Annotated in this window: 18 protein-coding genes and 1 pseudogene; all 19 read right to left on the bottom strand. The window is 60.3% G+C overall.

The genetic code is table 11. The features are described from left to right. Positions 1-43: 43 nt before the first annotated feature. Positions 44-790, bottom strand: a complete 747-nt coding sequence (locus V1289_RS28295) for an SDR family NAD(P)-dependent oxidoreductase (protein ID WP_334400735.1) — start codon at positions 788-790, stop codon at positions 44-46. Between the two features lie 545 nt (positions 791-1,335). Further along, a complete protein-coding gene (locus V1289_RS28290) occupies positions 1,336-1,590 on the bottom strand; it encodes a hypothetical protein (protein ID WP_334400733.1) in 255 nt (84 codons plus the stop codon). A gap of 552 nt (positions 1,591-2,142) precedes the next feature. Further along, entirely contained in the window at positions 2,143-3,138 is a 996-nt protein-coding gene (locus tag V1289_RS28285; protein WP_334400731.1) for a Bug family tripartite tricarboxylate transporter substrate binding protein, read from the bottom strand. Positions 3,139-3,177: 39 nt separating this feature from the next. Next, the gene (locus tag V1289_RS28280; protein WP_334400729.1) at positions 3,178-4,278 is read right to left on the bottom strand and encodes an NADH:flavin oxidoreductase; all 1,101 of its coding nucleotides are present in this window, start codon (positions 4,276-4,278) and stop codon (positions 3,178-3,180) included. 70 nt (positions 4,279-4,348) lie between these two features. Then, positions 4,349-5,526: pseudogene (locus tag V1289_RS28275) on the bottom strand (ABC transporter substrate-binding protein). A 94-nt stretch (positions 5,527-5,620) separates the two neighbouring features. Continuing rightward, entirely contained in the window at positions 5,621-7,216 is a 1,596-nt protein-coding gene (locus V1289_RS28270) for a class I adenylate-forming enzyme family protein (protein ID WP_334400727.1), read from the bottom strand. A 389-nt stretch (positions 7,217-7,605) separates the two neighbouring features. Beyond that, positions 7,606-8,385 (bottom strand): SDR family oxidoreductase, encoded by a 780-nt coding sequence (locus V1289_RS28265; RefSeq protein WP_334400725.1) that lies wholly within the window; start codon positions 8,383-8,385, stop codon positions 7,606-7,608. Beyond that, a complete protein-coding gene (locus V1289_RS28260) occupies positions 8,382-9,233 on the bottom strand; it encodes an enoyl-CoA hydratase-related protein (RefSeq protein WP_334400723.1) in 852 nt (283 codons plus the stop codon). The genes V1289_RS28265 and V1289_RS28260 overlap by 4 nt, the downstream gene beginning before the upstream one ends. A 52-nt stretch (positions 9,234-9,285) precedes the next feature. Next, a complete protein-coding gene (locus V1289_RS28255; RefSeq protein ID WP_334400721.1) occupies positions 9,286-9,792 on the bottom strand; it encodes an SDR family NAD(P)-dependent oxidoreductase in 507 nt (168 codons plus the stop codon). Between the two features lie 35 nt (positions 9,793-9,827). Beyond that, positions 9,828-9,977 (bottom strand): hypothetical protein, encoded by a 150-nt coding sequence (locus V1289_RS28250; protein WP_334400719.1) that lies wholly within the window; start codon positions 9,975-9,977, stop codon positions 9,828-9,830. After that, complete coding sequence (locus V1289_RS28245; protein ID WP_334400717.1) at positions 9,974-12,322, bottom strand: molybdopterin-dependent oxidoreductase; 2,349 nt, start codon at positions 12,320-12,322, stop codon at positions 9,974-9,976. The genes V1289_RS28250 and V1289_RS28245 overlap by 4 nt, the downstream gene beginning before the upstream one ends. Before the next feature lie 218 nt (positions 12,323-12,540). Next, positions 12,541-13,317: an enoyl-CoA hydratase-related protein gene (locus V1289_RS28240; RefSeq protein ID WP_334400715.1), complete on the bottom strand. Its 777-nt coding sequence runs from the start codon at positions 13,315-13,317 to the stop codon at positions 12,541-12,543. 15 nt (positions 13,318-13,332) lie between these two features. Next, positions 13,333-13,986 carry a flavin reductase family protein gene (locus V1289_RS28235; RefSeq protein ID WP_334400713.1) on the bottom strand — a complete coding sequence of 218 codons (654 nt, stop codon included), beginning with the start codon at positions 13,984-13,986 and terminating at the stop codon, positions 13,333-13,335. Between the two features lie 64 nt (positions 13,987-14,050). Beyond that, a complete protein-coding gene (locus tag V1289_RS28230; RefSeq protein ID WP_334400711.1) occupies positions 14,051-15,064 on the bottom strand; it encodes an NAD(P)H-dependent flavin oxidoreductase in 1,014 nt (337 codons plus the stop codon). Positions 15,065-15,116: 52 nt separating this feature from the next. Next, entirely contained in the window at positions 15,117-16,304 is a 1,188-nt protein-coding gene (locus V1289_RS28225) for an acetyl-CoA C-acyltransferase (RefSeq protein WP_334400709.1), read from the bottom strand. Beyond that, entirely contained in the window at positions 16,297-16,902 is a 606-nt protein-coding gene (locus V1289_RS28220) for an acyl-CoA dehydrogenase family protein (RefSeq protein ID WP_442896084.1), read from the bottom strand. Before V1289_RS28220 ends, V1289_RS28225 begins: the two co-directional genes overlap by 8 nt. After that, positions 16,851-17,093, bottom strand: a complete 243-nt coding sequence (locus V1289_RS49865) for a hypothetical protein (protein WP_442896083.1) — start codon at positions 17,091-17,093, stop codon at positions 16,851-16,853. Before V1289_RS49865 ends, V1289_RS28220 begins: the two co-directional genes overlap by 52 nt. Before the next feature lie 21 nt (positions 17,094-17,114). After that, positions 17,115-18,296, bottom strand: a complete 1,182-nt coding sequence (locus V1289_RS28215) for an acyl-CoA dehydrogenase family protein (protein ID WP_334400708.1) — start codon at positions 18,294-18,296, stop codon at positions 17,115-17,117. Between the two features lie 15 nt (positions 18,297-18,311). After that, positions 18,312-19,055, bottom strand: coding sequence for an SDR family NAD(P)-dependent oxidoreductase (locus tag V1289_RS28210; protein WP_334400707.1), 744 nt, complete (start codon positions 19,053-19,055; stop codon positions 18,312-18,314). Positions 19,056-19,072: the final 17 nt, after the last annotated feature.

Genomic DNA, 19,072 nt, shown 5'->3' with positions numbered 1-19,072 from the left:
GTTGCGCAATTCCCGATCGATGGAGCGTGAACGGGAATTGCCTTCAGTTAGCAGTTTGACCGCCGTCGACGTTGAGGACATGGCCGGTGATGTATGAAGCTTCGTCCGACGCAATGAAGACGATCGCGTTGGCAAGCTCCTCCGAGAGGCCGAGGCGACCCATCGGAACACCCTGCACCAAAGCCGCCTTGTTCTCCGGCGTTGCGGTGAAGCGGGTCAACATGCCGGTATCCGTCGGGCCCGGCGCGACAGCATTCACGCGGATTCCCGACTTGGCGATCTCAAGCGCGACCGATTTGGTGATGCCTTCGACAGCATGCTTGCTGCCCACATAGATGGAGGCTCCGGCCGCGGCCTCGTGCCCATAGGTCGAGGAAATGTTGATAATGCTGCCGCTGCCCTGCGGCTGCATCACCCGCACTTCGTGCTTCATGCTCAGGATCACACCGAGAACATTGGTGTCGAAGGTCGCGGCATAGCTTTCCGCGGTCTGGTCGGTGATCGGACCGACCCTACCTTCGGTGCCGGCGTTATTCACGGCGACGTCCAGTCGGCCAAACCGCGCGACGATCTTGTCGACCAGGGCGCGGACGTCATCCTCCTTGCGGACGTCGGCGTTGATAAACTCGGCCTCCGAACCAAAACCGCTTAACTCCTTAGCCAGCGCCTTGCCAGGTTCGTCGCGCCGCCCAGCTACGACAACTTTCGCCCCCTTCTTGGCGAAGGCGACGGCCGCAGCGCGCCCGATACCGGTGAGTCCTCCAGTGACCAAGACAACTTGCGTACTCATTCTACGCTCCTGCGCTGGGCCGCCAGCAACGCGACGGCATTTCGTTACAGCTGATTTATCCAATCCACCGTGCCGGCAGAAGGCGCAGAAATGGGATATGGCTTATTCCAGTGAAGCTCTAAATCGAGAGGCCGAGCGGGCTGGAAGAACCACATGTCCAGCTTCTCGCGGCACTGGCGCAAATATCTGCGATTAGGCTGCAGGCCACCCGGAGTGGCCTAGACGTAGCAAAAGCACAGGACCGCTTAGGGTCATTTTCGACCCATTCGGCGTGGATCGTCGGCTGCCTGATGTTCGCATTACCTCGCCTTCGTCCGACTTGCGTCAGTCAGGCTATGGCTGCGCGCTAATGAGTCCACGGCCTACTAGCTCTGAATGGCGTGCCATTCGGAATAATACAGTTATTAGTTTGCTCCTTATTGTCTGCAAATCTGTAAGCGTCCGCTTGGCGCCAGGAGCTGCCAGTCGCGATTCAATCTCGGAAGTAGAAATCGCCCGTCAGATTGGCCAAGTAGCGCAAAGCGGACGTACCCCACGCAACTAAATTAGGCGGCTTCGCGCCGGCGACGTCGCTCCGCCAGATCCGTGATACGGACAACATTCGGCGGAAGATTAGGCTCGGCGGCGAGCACTGGCTGAACGATCTCAGGTTCAATAACTGTGGTCTCGCAGGTTACCGCTTCGATGGATGTCAGGAAGGCGCGGCCGGCATCAGTGATCTGCCACCCGCTGTCGTCTCGGATAACATAGCCACTGGAAAAAATGCTCAGATCCGGCGCGCGCGCCGCCAGGAGCTTCATGCGGTCTGACCAATCCGCGCCGCTAGACATTAAGATGGCGACAGATCTAGTGACGTCAGCGTGCGTTGCTCGTCCTCCAGGGTGTCCCGCCAGGACCTTCAACGTCGTGATCTGAATGCTCACGCCACGCCCCGCAACCACTGATGACAATACGCAAAATGAAAGATACCGAACGTATCGGCCTGTTGGGGGATATGTCGAGTGATTGCAGTCGACGCGAAGGCCGGCTCTGCCGAGTTTTCCCGACAGCGTCAAATTGGCAACAGGTTAGCGGTCATTGTGCGGAAATAGCCGAGCGCGAGCGCTTGGGGGCTTTGCGCCACAAGCAGCCGTTCCATAACCGCTCATTACGTGAACGCCGCATGTAGCCATGGATCGTCAAGCTCGTGAGTTTGATTGGCGCGCTGTTATGGTCGTTGTTCTGGTTCAAGAAGGAGCGCGATACACCTACGGCTGTCGCAAAGCGGATTCTAAAGCCCTTCTGCGAGGCGGAATCGGGGGCAAATGATTTGCCGCTGGACAACGGACATGACGGTCCGCACTGAAGTTACCTTATTGCGGTTGGAGATCTAGCGCGCGCACCATGGCTATGTATTTGTCGCGCTCGCTTTTGAGAAAGGCCTCGGCCTGATCGACACTCATTGGTTCCAGTCGCCGGGAGGCATCCCTCTGGATCCGTACGAGGTTGTCTTCGCTTGTGGTCCACTCATTCATCGCATCGTTCAACCGAGTGACAACGTCATCCGGCGTGCCGGGCGGCGCAAACAACGCCGACCAGAGGCTGTATTCGAAATTCCTGCCCCATGCGCTCTCGCCGATCGTCGGTACGTCCGGCAGGGCTGGATTGCGATTCGCGCTGGCGATGGCGAGCGCCTTGACCTGGCCGGTCTGGATCAGGCTGAGCGTCGAGCCGCCTAGTGGCGCAAAGGTGAGGTCAATGTGCCCACCCGACATGTCGGCCAGCACCGGCGCGACGCCCCTGTAAGGCACTTCCAGAAATTTCGCGCCGGTCCGCTGCTGCAAATCCGCGCCAACGATATGCGATGTCGAGCCGGTGCCCCAATGCGCCAGCGTCATCTCCTTGCCGCCGGGCTTGCGCGAATAGGCGATCAATTCGTCAACGTTCTTGAAGGAATGAGCGTTGCCGGACAAGAGGACAAAATCGGAGATCCCGACCACGCCCAGCAGGCGGAATTTTTCAGGCTGGTACTTCGCGGAGGCAACCATGAAGGGCGCGACCAGGAAATCTGTGCCTGCCGTGCCGAGCAGCGTGTAACCATCGGGACCGGCCCTGAGAACGGCCATGACGCTGATCGAACCGTTGGCGCCAGGAACGTTCTCGGTAATCAGCGAAGAGCCGAGATTGCGCTGAAGCACGATATTCGCAGCACGGATTGACACATCCGCCGGGCCGCCGGCAGGGAAAGCCACCTTGATCGTGATCGGCTTGTTGGGATAGCCCTGTGCACTGACGGCGGAGCTTGTGCCGACGGCAATGGCGGCCAGCATCAGCCCTTGCAGGCAGATTCGGTAGATTGACAGATTCATGGTAGAGTCCGGTTGTATTATTTTCTTCGGGGTGTCAGCTTAGCTCAGCGCCGCGAACGCGGTCCGTTCGAAAGCCATCAGTTCTTCCGTCCGGCCGTCACGTACCTTCAGTAGCCACTGCGGATCCTGAAGCAGCGCCCGGCCCACCGCGACGAGATCGAACTCCTCGCGATCGAGGCGGCGGATCAACTCGTCGAGGGATGCCGGACGGGAGCTTTCTCCGCCGTATGCGGCAATGAATTCGCCCGTCAGACCCACCGACCCGACCGAAATCGTCGGTACTCCCGTCACTTTCTTCGCCCATCCGGCAAAATTCAGATCGGAGCCATCGAACTCCGGTTCCCAGAAGCGGCGTTGCGAGCAATGCAAAATGTCCACTCCCGCGTCGACGAGAGGTTTGAGCCAGGTTTCCAATGCGCGTGGCGTATCGGCCAGCTTCACTTCATAGTCCTGCTGCTTCCACTGGCTGATCCGGAGCAATATCGGAAAATCCGTTCCGACCGACTTGCGCACCGCGTGGACGATATCAGCGGCAAACCGGGCTCGGCCGGGCAAGTCCTTGCCTCCATAGCTATCCTCGCGGCGATTGGTACCCTCCCAAAAGAACTGATCGATCAGATAGCCGTGCGCGCCGTGCAATTCGACGGCATCGAACCCCAGGTGCTTCGCCGCAAGCGCCGCATCGGCGAAAGCGCGAATGGCGTCTGCGATGTCCTCTTCGCTCATCGGCTCGCCGAACTTCTTCTCCGGTCGCGACAGGCCGGACGGACTGTCGTAGGCACCGGGAGGAGACCAATTCTGGGCGCGCGTGCGAACGGCTCCGACATGCCATAGCTGCGGTGCCATCAGGCCGCCCGCAGCGTGTACCTCGTCAACCACACGCCGCCACCCCGCCAGCTCCTTCTCGCCATGGAAGCGGGGAACATTCGGATCGTTCAGGGATGCCGGACGATCCACGCCCGTCCCCTCCGAGATGATGAACCCGACCGCTCCTTCGGCACGGCGGCGGTAGTACCGCGCGACGTCTTCGGTCGGAATTCCGCCCGGAGAGAATGAGCGCGTCATTGGCGCCATTACGATCCGGTTCGGCAAGTTTAGCCCTTTCATCTTGAAAGGTCGGAAAAGTGCGTCGCTGGACATTCATGCTCCCTGATTCAGTTAGTAGCTTTACGGGCTCCGATCACCCGCATTGCTCATTCAAAAGGCAAGATCACTTTTCGTCGGCGCTGAGAACCTTGCCGAATTGCTCCCACGTGGTTCCGTTCCACCGCTGCAGCTGCAGCTGCGTGTACGCCATACTGCTTTCCGGGCCCGTGTTGATCGTAACACCCGGTATGAGAGTGGGGAGCGACAAACCGCGTATGCTCCGCGATTGCTTGACGATGTTCTCGCGCGATAGGTCGTCACCGCACTGCTTGAGCACTTGCTCCAGGATCTGTCCTTGCTGCGTACCGAACAGATAGTTGGCATCACCGATGTCCGCGCCCGGCAGGTATTTCGCGAAATGGTCACGGTACCATTTGATGCCGGCGTCTTCGGCCCATTTCTTGTCGTTCGGATCCTTGGTGATCGTTGCAGCGATGATGCCCACGGCCTTTTCCGGTCCCGCGGGAACAATAGTCGAAGAGACCGAGCTCGAAACGAAGTTGATCAGGAACAGCGGCTTCCAGCCAATCTCGTCAACCTTCTTGATGGCTTGCGCCGCGAATTTCGGTGTGCCGGCAACCAGAAACGCCTCTGCCCCGGACGATTTCAACTTCACCACGTGGGAATCGATCGTCGGCTCGGTCACTTCATAGGAAGATGATACAACTTTCTTGTCGAAGTCGTCTTTCAGATAGCCTTTTCCAAATCGTCGTTCTGATACAGGATCGCAATCTTTGCGTCCGGCCGGGCCTGAGTGATGTATTTCGCGTAGATTCGCCCTTCCGTGTCATAGCTTGGCAACCCCGTTGTGGTCATCGGAAATTCAGCGAAGCTCGTGAACTTGGTAACTCCGCTCACCACAAATAGATGAGGCACCTTCTTGGCGTTGACGTACTTTATCGTGGCACTGATACCGGGCGTACCCAGCGGGCCGAACAGGAATGCCACCTCGTCGCTTTCGATAAGCTTTCTGGTCTGCTCGACTGTCTTGGGTGGACTGTAAGCATCGTCGTAGGTGATGAGGTTTATCTTGCGGCCGTTGATGCCGCCCCGATCGTTGATCGAGTTGATGTAGGCGATCAGACCCTTTCCGGTATTGCTGAGCGGCGATGCGGGACCACTAAACGGGAACGTAGCCCCCACCTTCACTTCGGCGCTCGTGACGCCGGGCGTTTCCGCACGCGCGAGTGTCCCGACGATCGTCGCGCCGATCGCGGCGGCTATTAAAGTCCTCTTGAACATCGACATCTCCCTTGTCCCGCGACGGTTGTGCCGCGCATTATTCGTTCAAATTCCTGAGATTTTCCGCGATCGACGTCGTTTCTCGCGACGTATGTCAGCCCGCGGCTGCCGCATCGGATGCCTTCGCCGCTCCTCGTTCGATCGCCATCTCTCGCAACTTGTGCTTAAGTATCTTGCCGGTAGACGCTGCAGGCAGAGCGTCGAGCACGATCAATTCAGTCGGACGCTTATACGAAGTGAGCTGTCGGGCTGCGTACGACGTCAGGTCTTCGGCGGTGACGCTGGCGCCGGGCAGAAGCTGCACGAATGCGACGACCTCCTCGTTGCCATCAACTGATCGTCCCACAACAGCTGATTGGACGACTTGGTCGTGCGCGTTCAACACCGCCTCCACCTCAGCGGGGTAAACGTTGAAGCCGGAGCGGATGATCAGTTCTTTGGTGCGGCCAGCGATGTAGAGATGGCCTTCGCTGTTCACACGAACGAGGTCCCCTGTGTTGAACCATCCCTGGTTATCGATCGCCGTCGCCGTCAGGTCGGGAGCGCGATAGTAACCGAGCATCACGTTGGGGCCTCGGACGTGCAGTTCGCCCACCTCGCCGGTCACAACGTTCTTGCCCTGCCTGTCCGCGATCCGGTGCTCGATACCGGGAAGGAAGGGGCCGACTGACTCGTCTGAGACGGGGTGTTCTGAACGAACACCCGACAGGCCGGGCGAACACTCGGTTATGCCGTAGTTGTTCAACAGCGGGATTCCGAATTCGTCCTCGATCCGCTTCTTCAGATCAATATCCAAGGGCGCGCCGGCGACGGCCATGATCCGCAGCTTGCCTCGCTCGAGCCGCTCGATGCCCTTGACCGCCTTGTGTTCGAGCAGACGCTGATATGTGGCAGGCACACCGAACAGGCTCGTAATCCCTTCCTCGGCGATGGCATGGGCCAGCGTCGCGGGATCGGCCTTGGCCACAACATACAAAGTGCCGCCGTGCATCAGCGTCGCGATCAGCAGAATCGTATACCCGACGATATGGGACATCGGCAGCACGCCGTAGATGCGGTCGGCCGGACCGCTTTGGCGAAGAATTCCTGAAGTCTTTGCGGTAAAGAGCAGGTTGCGGTGGCTCAGCATGACTCCCTTCGGAGCACCGGTCGTGCCCGAGGTGTACAAGAGGCCCGCGACCTGGCGGGCGCCATCCTTCTCGACGGGTTCCGCCTTCGCATCCTCATTGAGAGTGCCGATACCGATTCCACCGAACGGTCCCACAGCGGCGATTCTCGCACCGACGCGGCTGGCGTGATCGGCCGCCTCCTTCGAAAGCGCCGCGTTGAACAGCACGCGCCTGGCGCCGCTGTGCGTCCCGATCAGGTCGATTTCCCTCGCTGAGAGGCGCGGATTGACCGCAATGCCCCATGCATCGAGCTTGCTGGCCGCAAAGAGCATCGCCCCCAGAGCCACGCTGTTCTCGCTCGCAATCATCACGCGATCACCGGGCCTGATCCCCAAATCCGTGAGATCCTTCGTTGTGGCGTCGACAGCCTCCGAAAACTGCCGGTAGCTCCACGAACGCGCCCCTTCAACGAATGCGGGATGATCCGGGATGTCCCGCACGAACGGCGCATAAACCTCGTGAACCCTGGACGGCAGGCCGTCCAGCAATTCGGCCGTAGTGACGTCGTCGACACTCCTCATGCCATCCTCCTCGCGCCTTGTTTTCGGGCGCGCTGCGCGGCCCCCTTCAAACGGGCAGGTTCACCGACGGATCAAGTAAATAGTTCTAAAATAGAACTGTCAAGCCGGATGGTTATACCGCAATCTATAAATATAGATATTCTGGCGCACACAAATTCAATTCCTATTTGGAATTTAGTGTTCCAAACACAAATCGATCGGAGAAATCAGTGAGACAAGACTCGGTTGAGGAAGCGCAGTGCTCGTTCGAACGCAAAGTCGCGGTGGCGCTCGTGCAGTCTGCTGTTCCTGCGTCAAAGCTTGCTTCTCGTGCCGGGAAAGCGAGAAATGCGCCGACTCGGGAGGCATTGCTCAGGCGCTACGTAGGCCCGCACCGAAGTAAGTGCGAGTCACCACTTCTCGGCCCACGGTCGGAGCACGACTTCGAACGCCCAGGTCGACCGATGCTGACGGTGCAGTTGCAGATAGGTCTTCGCGATATGGTCGGGGTCGGCCATGTTGTCATCGACCGTCGTTCCCGCCAGCCGGTGCGCGCGCGTCCCATCCTCCTGGGTCCAGCCGATCGCAGCATCAATCGGCACATTCGCGATGTGGATACCCTGCGGCATCAGCTCTCTTGCCATGCTCTGCGCGAGGCCGGACTTGGCATGACATGCCATTGCAAAGGCACCACTTGACGGGAAGCCTTTGAGCGCGGCGCTGGCGTTCGTGAAGATGATCGTTCCTCTCGCGCCGTTGGCATCGGGTTCGTTTCCGAGCATGAGCCGAGCTGCCTGTTGACCTACCAGAAACGCGGAGAACGCCGAATTTCGAAGTGTTTCGAGCGCCATGACCGGGTCGGCTTCGATAACGCTCTTGCGGAAAATGCCGGGAACCCGGCCATCGATGTTATGCACGACGAGCCTCGGCGTCCCGATGTCTTGAACGACATTTGCAAACAGCTGTGCCACGGCTGCCGGTTCGCTTGCATCGCAGGCGTATCGGCGCACGCCATGCGTCTTTTCGAGAGCCTCAAGGACCGCCTTTCTGGGATTCCTGGCTGCGACGCAAACACGCATGCCGTTTTCCGCAAACAGCCTGGCGCAACTCGAGCTGATGCCCGGGCCGCCGCCGACAATGAGTGCAACGTCCTGTACGGAAGTTTGGGTGTCGCGGTTTGATTCAGTCATGTTGCTTCCTCGGATGCGTTTGGTGGCCGGCTGTAATTGGGAACACGCTTCTCGATGAAAGCCCGCACAGCCTCGGCGTGCTGCTCGGTACCCGCTGCAACGACCATCTTCTCGGTCTCGTGATCCAATGACGTCAGGAAGTCGGCCGACAGCGCAAGGTCGAGATTATCCTTGATGGAGGCAAATGCACTTCCCGGACCGTTCGCCAATATCCTCGCGATCCCAAACGCTTCGTTCTGCAGGTTAGCATCAGGTACCACGCGATTTACCAGCCCCAGCGCTTCGCAGCGGCGTGCATCGATCCGTTCGGACAAGAACATCAGTTCACGGGCGCGCGCCGTCCCGGCCAGCCGGGTCAACAGCCACGAAATGCCGTAATCGCCGGTGAGCGCAATTCTGGCATAACCAGTCGTCATGATGGTGGATTCGGCTGCGATACGAATGTCGCAGGCGAGCGCGATCGCAAGCCCAGCGCCAGCAGCCGGTCCTGGCAGCGCCGCGATGGTGGGTTTACGCACCGAAACAAGGACGCCGGTTAGGGTTCGCTGACGTTCCTTCAATCGCGCAACCTTGTCGTTGAATGACATGGCGGGTGCGGCAGAGTTGCCGCCCATCCCCTTGACGTCGCCGCCCGAACAGAAAGCGGTGCCTGCACCCGTGATCAGCAACGCGCCGACATCCGGATCGTCGCCGTTGCGCTTGATCATCCGGCGCAACGCTGGCGTGAGATGGTCGGACAGCGAGTTTCGTGCCTCCGGCCGGTTCAAGGTGATCACGGCGACGCGATCCCGGATCGCACACAGCAGTTCGTCCGTCCCTGTATCAATCGAGATTGACCCATCAGTCATGGTTTTGACCTTTCAAGTCCCGCGCTTGGATATCTTTCTCTCCGGTCATCCATCACCAATTTTCGCGGAACGGCCGCAGCTCCGTGAGGAACGACCAGGCCGATCGGTCCTGGCCGTAGAGATGGTACAGTTCGTCGGCGATGGCGGCAGGCTTGATGAAGAATTCATCCGGTTTGTCGCCCATCCGCGCGCGCATCCTGGGCGTGTCGATCACGGCGTCGATGAGGACATAGGCGACGTGGACACCGAGAGGCCCCATGTCACGTGCGATCGACTCGGCCAAAATACGCTGCGCCGCCTTTGTCGGAGCAAAGCCGGCGAAATTGGCCTTGCCCCGGATCGACGACGTGTTTCCGGTTACCAGGATTGCGCCCTTGCCGCGATCGATCATGTCGGGAGCCACTTCGCGCGCCAGGTACAGCAAGCCCATCACGTTGACCTCGAAATTGCCCTTCAGCATCTTCGGATCGATCTCGCGAAAGCTTCCCCAGCCTCCGCCTACCGCGTTGTGGATCAGAACCTCAGCCCCGCCAAAGCGGCGCTTTACGTCAGTGACCACGGTCCGCACCTGGCCCTCGTCTGAGACGTCGCAGGTCACCGCGTGCCTTGCGAAAGGCGATTGATGAGCTCTGTCGAGCGAGCAAGCGCTATGATACGGAACCCGCCAGCAGAAAAGCGTTTGACGATGGCAGCTCCGGTGCCCGGCCCTACCCCGGTCACGATCGCGATTGGTTTCTCGATCATTTGACGCTCCCGTCGAGCCGTTGTCCGGCCGCTCTCATATGAATTCGCTCGGACTGCGACTGACAGGCGGCAGCCTCGTGCGCGGACGCCAGGGCCAGACGAACCGCGACGTTCTTGTGGTAGGGCGTGCCCGCAATCGGATCGCGGTTGCCGCTCTCGGTGAGCAGATTGATGCGCGGCCCGTTGGTCAGGCGCTCTCCGTCCGGCGTCGGGTATGCCTGACCGTAGCCGTGCGGCAGCGCCAACTGGCCATTCCGCATGGCGTTATCGACCTTGCAGCGGACGACGAGCCGCCCCACCACCGATTCGACGGCAATCCAGTCGCCATCCTTGGCGCCCAATTCGCTCAGATCGTTCGAATTGATCAACATGGCGCCGTCCGGGTCGTCGCGACGCCATGCGGGATCGCGAAAGATCTGGTTGGCATTGAACATGCGGCGGCCACCAGCCGCCAGCATGAACGGGAACTCCTTTGGCGCGCCCGCGGCCTGCGGATCAAGACGCGCCAGCCATTCCAGCATCTGCGGGACCACCAAGCGAACCTTCCGATCCGAATGACTGATCAACGACCAGACCTCGTCATACTCGTGCCGGGTCACCGCCGTGCCTTGCCGGCTGGACACGATGGTGTCGAACAGGAGATCGCCGAGTTGATGATCCCTCACCTCGTCCGATGCGCCGATCGCCCGCCGCACCGCTTGCGGCGATCGCTTCGCGCAAGCCAAAGCCGCGCTCCACAAGGGAGCCGCGGCCGCCGTGCCATCCGGAAGCGTCTGCCCCAGCGTATGGTAGAGCACCAGGGCAGGAACTGCGCCGGTCGAGGGGTTCTCCGCGATGAAAGCTCGAAAGGCGATGGCGAACTCGGCTCGCGAACGCCGCGCCGCCTCCCGCAGGGGCGCGAGCACATTGTCACCCGGTAAAAGCCCCAGGGCGATGGCAAGCCGCGTGTAGATCTCGGGCTCCGGCAAGGTGCCGGCGAGCGGCGGCAATACACCGGCACGAACATGAAAATAGTTCGTCGGAAATTCGAAGTTGAACAGGGTGAATTCAGCTTTCTCGAATTGTGAGGACGCCGGGAGAACGTAATGCGCGAGCCGTGCGGTTTCGGTCATCGCAACGTCAATCACGACGCATAGTTCCAGCGAGCGCAGCGCGCGTTCCACCGCCTCGGTATTTGCCGCCGTGTTGGCGGGATTGGAACTGTCGATCCAGGCGCAGCGCAACCGGTCAGGGTGATCCTTGAGCACCGCTTCGGGGAAAATGTTCGGCGGCAACAGGCCCCCAATAATCGCGTCCCCGGTCGGCGCGAATGTCTGGTTCGGAGAATTGCCCCATAGCGGCAGAAGCCAGCTATGCAATTGATTGGTACCTTTCCGGCCGAAATTGCCAGAAAGCATGATCAGGAGTTTTTCCAGATAGGAGTTGAGTGTCGAGTTGATGCCTTGCTGGATACCAAGTTCGACCCGCACCACCATGGCCTTCGCCGCGGCGATCATTGCGGCGCAACGCTCCAGGTTCGCGATCGGGATATCGGCGGCAGCAGCCCATTCTTCGACGGGGATGTTCAATAGTGCTTGCCTCACTTCCGCAAAGCCGATCGTGTGCTCCTCGATGAACGCATGGTCGATCCGGTCGGAACGGACGAGCGCGGCCAGCAGCGCGCCAAGGAGAAACGCGTCGGTGCCGGGACGAACCGCGAGATGGAGGTCCGCCATTTCGGCGGTTTCCGTTCGCCTGGGATCAATGACGATCAGCTTGCGTGCGGGATCCTTGCGGATTTGATTGAGATGATCGCGTGCATTGGGGAAACCGTGCGCGATCCAGGGATTTGCACCGACGACAAGCAAGAGATCGCAATGATGCACGTCCTCGGCGGTGTGGCAGGTCTGGCTGCCGAACATGTGGCCGTTGACCCAGAAGTCGCCGGTTTTCTCCTGCGAAAGCGCGTTGAAGACGCTGCGTGAACCCAGGGCGCGCAACAATCCACTGGCATAGGCACCGCCGGCATGGTTGCCCTGCCCGCCGCCGCCGTAAAGGGCGATACTCTTGCCGCCATACCTGTCGACGATGTCTCGCAGCCGCTCCGCGATTTCTGCGATCGCCACGTCCCACTCGATTTCATCGAAGCCGCCGTCGGCGCGACGACGCAGCGGGGTCGTGAGCCGATCCCGGTGATCCGCATAATATGGAATCCGGGTCGCCTTGTTGCATAGATAGCCCTGTGATTTCGGGCTCGAACGGTCGCCACGCACCTTCTCGAGGCGTCCGTCATTCACCAAAACTTCGACACCGCAATTGATGTAACAAAGGTTACAGGCTGTCTTGAGCCACTTGCCGGCCGTCATGGTGACCTCCCTGACGTTATGATTTGTCGCAGCGCGTCACCATCCCTCGGAGCCATTCTGGACCGCACCCTTGAAGGCGTCGGCAACATTGCAACGCCGGTCATCTTATATGATTATCGTCATATAACAACAGCGATCAACGGGAGAGTTCGCCATGACCGCCACCAGACCTGCAGCCCCGCGGCCTCGATTGGCGTAAATTCCGCGTGGGTCGCTTGTCAGTCACTCGTTAGGTTTGTGAAGTCAGGCTTTCGCCGCTCGGCAAACGCCGCGAACGCTTCACGCGCTTCGGCGGTCTGCAGCCGCTCGGCAAATAGAGCGCTTTCCCGGTTCGTTTGCGCAGCGATCTTGTCCATTTCACGCATCAGCGCCTTGGTGTGACCAAGAGAGCCTGCGGGCCGCTTGGTCAGGGCTTCGGCGGCCAGCCTGGCCCTGGCGCGCAAATCTGCGGCCGGCACCACGGCGTTGGCGAGGCCGCAGGCCAATGCGGTCGCCGCGTCAAGCGGCTCGCCCAACGCAAACATGGCATAGGCGCGGACATGTCCGATGCGGGCAGGCAGCAGCCAACTCGAAGCCGCCTCGGGAACAAGCGCCAAGTTTACGAACGGCGTCATCAGCCTTGCCGTGTCGGCAAGAAAGACCAGGTCGCAATGCAGCAACATCGTGGTGCCGACGCCGACCGCGTTGCCCTGCACGGCGGCGACGAGTGGACGGGTGGCCTTGCCGAGATTGCGGATGAACCGGAACGCCTGGCTTTCTGCTGTGTCGCTTCCATTGGCCTGGGCGCTGAAATCGGCAATATCGTTTCCCGACGTGAAACTGTCGCCGTCCCCCTGGAACAGAACGACCCGTACGGCCGGATCTTTCTCCGCGCGCTCCATCCCATCCGACATCGCGTTATACATGGCATTGCTGAGCGCGTTCTTCTTTTCAGCGCGAGCCAGGGTTATCGTCATGATGCCTGCGGCGGTCTCGGTTTTCACATGCTCGGTCATCGATCGTTCCTCTCGTCAGGTGCCATGGAATTCCGGTTTACTGCTGCCGGGCGGGCGCTTCATTTCGAACATGTTTTCGGTCCTGACCTCGAGATAATCACCGCCACGGCCCGCGCGCAGGATGGGATGCGCAAGTGCCGTGTTGTAGACACCGTCCTCGATCAAGGATTTGTCGATGTATACGGCGACGACCTCGCCGAGCACGAACCAGCCTTCGACTTTCTCGCCACGCGCATTCGCCAGCTGAGAGACGTCGACGACCTTGCATTCCATGGCGGCCCTACTCTCGCCTACCCGCGGCACAGCGACGTGGCGCCCGGGGATTGGCGTCAGGCCCGCAGCTTCGAACTCGCTCACGCCGTGACCGAGCGGCGCCGACGTCACGTTCATGCGCTCGCCCAGATCCATCGTGACCAGATTCCAGACGAATTCGCGGGTCTCGCTGACGTTCTTGACGGTGTCCTTCCACGAAATCGAGGAGAACCCGATGATCGGAGGGTCGTAGAGGAATGCGTTGAAGAAGCTGTATGGCGCGAGATTCAGTTGACCAGCCGCATTCCGCGACGAAATCCAGCCAATCGGACGCGGCGCGACAATCGCGTTGAACGGGTTGTGCCGGAGCCCGTGGCCCTTCGAAGGCTCATAGTAGTGGAAATCGTCGGGATTCATGAATCCCCCTTCCCGAGGCTGTTGAAAGGCCATCCACTGCTGATCCCTCGTGCTGCTTCAACGCTCACGCGATCGCCCGAGCGGCAGCCGGCCTCTGCTCGGCACCATCGAGGAAGCCAGCCAGGCGCTGACAGATGATCCGTTCGGCGTCCGCCATGATGCGATCGATCAGTTCCTTGACCGTCGGGATGTCTCGAATGAGGCCCGCGACCATGCCGCAACTCCAGGCGCCGGCGTCCATATCGCCGTCGATCATCACCTTGGGATAGACGCCTGCCACCTGATCGTGGATGTCTTCGATTTTGAGTTGCCTGCCCTTCTCCCGTTCGATTTCGAGCAGGTGCTCGACACCCTTGTTGTTCAGAACGCGCTCGGTGTTCCGGAGCCCGCGCATGACCAGACGCGTGTCGAGCTCCGAGGCCTTGACCAGCGCATCCTTGACGTTCTGGTGCACCGGCGCTTCCTTGGTGGCAATAAAGCGCGTTCCCATGTTCATTCCGGCGGCGCCCATCGCAAGGGCGGCGACCAGGCTGCGCGCATCTGCCATGCCGCCGGAGGCGACGAACGGGATCTTCAGTTCCTCAGCCGCACGCGGCAACAGGATCATGTTGGGCATATCGTCCTCGCCGGGATGGCCGCCGCATTCGAAGCCATCGACACTGACGGCGTCGCAACCGATCTGCTCGGCCTTCAGCGAGTGGCGAACCGACGTGCATTTGTGAATCACCTTGATGCCGCCCGCCTTCAAAGCCGGCATGTACTGCTCGGGGCTGCGACCCGCGGTTTCGACGACCTTGATGCCGCCTTCCCGGATGGCTGCGATGTATTCCGGATAGGGCGGCGCGCTGAAGGTCGGCAGGAACGTCAGGTTCACGCCTAACGGCTTGTCCGTCATATCTTGGCAACGCGCGATCTCCTTGGCCAATAGCTCCGGGGTCCTCTGCGTCAGACCGGTGATGATCCCGAGGCCGCCGGCATTTGATACCGCGGCCGCGAGTTCGGCAAATCCGACATAGTGCATTCCGCCCTGGATGATGGGATGTTCGATGCCGAACATTTCGGTGACTGCTGTCTTCACGCGCGTGCCTCCGATGTGTTTGCCGATCCGGGTCTTCTTGAGATGCTAATCGTTAGTGGACAATTTCGAGAAGTCCGGCAGCGCCCATGCCACCGCCCACGCACATGGTGACGACGGCGTATTTGGCCTTGCGCCGCCGCCCCTCGATCAAGGCGTGACCGGTCAGCCGCGCTCCGGTCATGCCGTAGGGATGGCCAACCGCGATCGAGCCGCCATTGACGTTGAGCTTTTCCGGATCGATCCCTAGCTTGTCGCGGCAATAGATTACTTGCACCGCGAATGCCTCGTTCAATTCCCAGAGATCGATGTCCTCGATCTTAAGTCCGTGACGTTTGAGTAGCCGCGGCACAGCGTAGACCGGCCCCACTCCCATCTCGTCCGGCTCACAGCCTGCCGCGACGAACCCGCGGAAAATGCCAAGCGGTTTTAGTCCCTTCTGCGCCGCCAGCTTGTCGCTCATGATGACGGCGGCACTCGCGCCGTCGGAGAGCTGACTCGCATTGCCACCCGTAATGGTAAAACCCGGCCCCTTGGCCGGCTTGACGCTCGCGAGACCCTCAGCAGTGGTATCGGGACGTGGCCCCTCGTCAGTCGACAGCGTCACTTGCTGATACGACACGGCACCGGTCGCCTTGTCGGTCACCGCCATCGTCGTCTTGATCGGTGCAAGCTCGTCGTTGAAGCGGCCGGCCTGTTGCGCTGTCGCGGTCCGGCGCTGGCTCTCCAAGCTATACTCGTCCTGGCGTCCGCGCGAAATATCGTAGCGCTTTGCCACGACCTCGGCTGTATCCAGCATCGCCATGTAAGCATCGCCCTTCATGGCGAGCAGCTCCGAATCGACGGCATGAAACGTGTTCATCTGGTTGTTTTGCACCAGGCTGATAGACTCGCCACCACCTCCGATCGCGACTTCAACGCCATCGAAGATCACCGAGCGCGCCGCCAACGCAATCGCTTGAAGGCCAGAAGCGCATTGGCGATCGATGGTCGTCCCGGCCACGCTCACCGGAAGTCCTGCGCGCAGCAGCGCCTTGCGCGCAATATTGCTGCCCGTAGTGCCCTGTTGCATGGCGCAACCCATCACGACATCCTCTACCTCGGCGCCGTCGATCCCGGCGCGTGACAGCGCCGACGAGATCGCATGCCCCAGGAGGGTGGCGCCCTCGGTATGGTTGAGCGCGCCCTTGTATGCCTTGCCGATCGGGGTACGGGCGGTCGAGACGATCACAGCTTCAGTCATTGCTATACCTTTGGTTGGACACGATGGTCGGATTTCCGCCTCGGACGGAGATTCCGCTTTGCTGCGCGTATCGCATCAGATGATAGGCAGGATCGCCAAATTGGATGTTGATGGAGCTTATTCGCTTGAAGTAATGGCCGACGTTCAATTCGTCGCTCATACCCATGCCTCCGTGTACCTGCACCGCTTGCTCCGCGACGAAGCGCGCGGCGGTGCCGACTTTCGACTTCGCGCCAGACGCCAGTTTCGATCCATTTGGCTCACGGGCCGCAAGGCTGAGGCTCAAATGTTGTGTCAGCGAGATCGACTCTTCGAGCGCGATGAACATATCGACCATGCGGTGCTGCAACACCTGAAACGTCCCGAGGGCGACTCCAAATTGCTTGCGCGCTTTGCTGTATTCAAGCGTCGCGGAATTCAGTACTGACATCGCGCCGACTGCTTCCGCGCAGAGCGCCGCGATAGCACGGTCGCGGCAGGCTTCCAGCGCCGCGACGCCTTCTCCCTCGGCACCAAGCAGCTGGTCCGCCGGCACTTGAACGTCCATCAGCGTGAGTTCGGCAGCCCGCCGACCATCCATGGTTTTGAAGCTTTGCAAGTGGAGATTGGCTGAATGGCGATCGACGCCGCGCACAACCCGAGCTCGGCGAACGCGCTCCAATGCTTGCGACTCCAACCTTCGTCCGTCGCAACAATCTTTCGCCGCTCGTCGAAATCGTACTGATCGCGCAGGAACCGCTGAATGCTGGAACGGAGCAATTCCTGTTCTTCAGTAAACTGGATATCCATCCGATGCCTCGTGCGATGTGGTCAGAGACCAAGAACTGCTTTCGCGATGATGTTGCGCTGGATTTCATTCGATCCCCCGTAAATGCTGAGCTTTCGGGAGTTCAGATATTTCTCCGTCGCCGTGTGCCCGTACTCGGGCCCCGGCATGAAGTGGTTGGCGCTCACCGGGTGTTCGCGAATCGCCAGACCGTAGATGCCGATCGCCTGATGCGTTAGATCCGTGATGCGTTGGAATATTTCAGTGCCCCTGATCTTGAACAGCGACGCAGCCGGTCCCGGATCGATGCCACGCGACATCTGCGCGACGATTCGTAGTTCGGTCGCTTCCAACGCGAGCACATCGAGTTCGACGCGCGCGATTTCCTTGATGAATTCTCCGAAAGTCGGGTCGTCTTCACCGACTTCGGTTCTCACGATCCGCTTGAGACGCTCCAGATAGCGCGTCGACCGGCCGATGCCGGCCATGCTGGTACGCTCGTTGCCCAGCAGGAACTTCGCGTAGGTCCAGCCCTTGTTTTCCTCGCCGATCAAATTTTCCGCCGGGACGCGCACGTCCTCGAGGAACACGTCATTGACTTCGTGGGATCCGTCAATGGTGATGATGGGTCGCACGGTAACGCCGGGCGATTTCATGTCGATCAGGAGGAAGGAAATGCCAGCCTGGGCCTTGGCGGACGGATCGGTCCGCACCAGGCAGAAAATCCAGTCGGCATGCTGAGCGAGTGTCGTCCAGGTCTTGTGGCCGTTGACAACGTAGTGATCACCGTCCCGCACAGCTTTGGTGCGGACCGACGCGAGGTCGGAGCCGGAGCCCGGCTCCGAATAACCCTGGCACCACCAATGCTCCCCGGAGAGGATTCGCGGCAGAAACTTCTGTTTTTGCGCGTCGTTGCCGAATGTGTAGATGACCGGGCCGACCATGGTGACGCTGAACGCGAGCGGCGGTAGCGTCCCGGCGCGTGATGTCTCCTGCTCAAAGATGAAGCGCTGCGTGATCGACCAGCCCGGCCCTCCGTACTCCTTGGGCCAAAGCGGCGCGATCCATCCCTTCTGGTGGAGGATACGGTGCCAGAGCAGCATCTGCTCCTTGGAAAGGTCGGTTTCCGGATTGGGAACGCGCATTTCCGCTGGATAGTTCCCCGCGATGAAGGCGCGCACCTCGTCACGAAACGCAGCCTCCTCGCTGGAAAGATTGAGCTCCATTGTGAGAGGCTCCCGCTACCACTTCTCGCCGAACGGACGGATTTCATGCTCAAAGGTCCAGGCATCGCGCGGCTGTTGATAGAGTTGCCAGTAAGCCTCCGCGACAGCGGCCGGACGCATCAGGCGATTGGGATCGAGGTTTTCGATCGCTTGCGCACCTTCGCGGCTCACGATCAACTGTCGCACCCATTCGGTATCGACGCTGGAATCGATCACGAGATGGGCCACATGGATGTTTTTGGGGCCAAGCTCGCGTGCGGCTGATTGTGCAACCGCCCGCAATCCGAACTTTGCGCTCGCAAACGCCGCGAAACCCGAACCCCCGCGCATGCTCGCCGTAGCGCCCGTGAAGAAGATGTTTCCCTTGCCGCGCGGAAGCATCAAGCGGGCCGCCTCTCGACCAGCAAGAAAGCCCGAATAGCATGCCATTTCCCACACCTTGCGGAAAACCCTTTCGGTCGTATCGACGATCGGAAAGTTCACGTTGGCGCCGATGTTGAACACACAGACCTCCAACGGCGCGTGCTTGTCGGCGTCGCCCAGGAAGGACACCATCTCGTCCTCCTTGCGCGCGTCGAGTGCCCGCCCATACACCGTTCTGCCCGCCGACTCTATTTCCTTGACTAGCGGGGCAAGCTTCTCTCCCTGGCGGCGTCCGACAAATACAGTGAAACCTTCGGACGCAAACTTCTTGGCGATCTCTCCGCCGATGAAGTCGCCGGCCCCGACAACTGCTACGGTCGCGTTTCTCTTCTGCAAGGGTATTCTCCCGGTCA

Origin of the sequence: Bradyrhizobium sp. AZCC 2289 (assembly GCF_036924615.1) — a bacterium.
Taxonomy (GTDB): domain Bacteria; phylum Pseudomonadota; class Alphaproteobacteria; order Rhizobiales; family Xanthobacteraceae; genus Bradyrhizobium.
The sequence above is the reverse complement of the archived record's forward strand: the minus strand, read 5'-3'. Positions and strand labels throughout refer to the sequence as shown.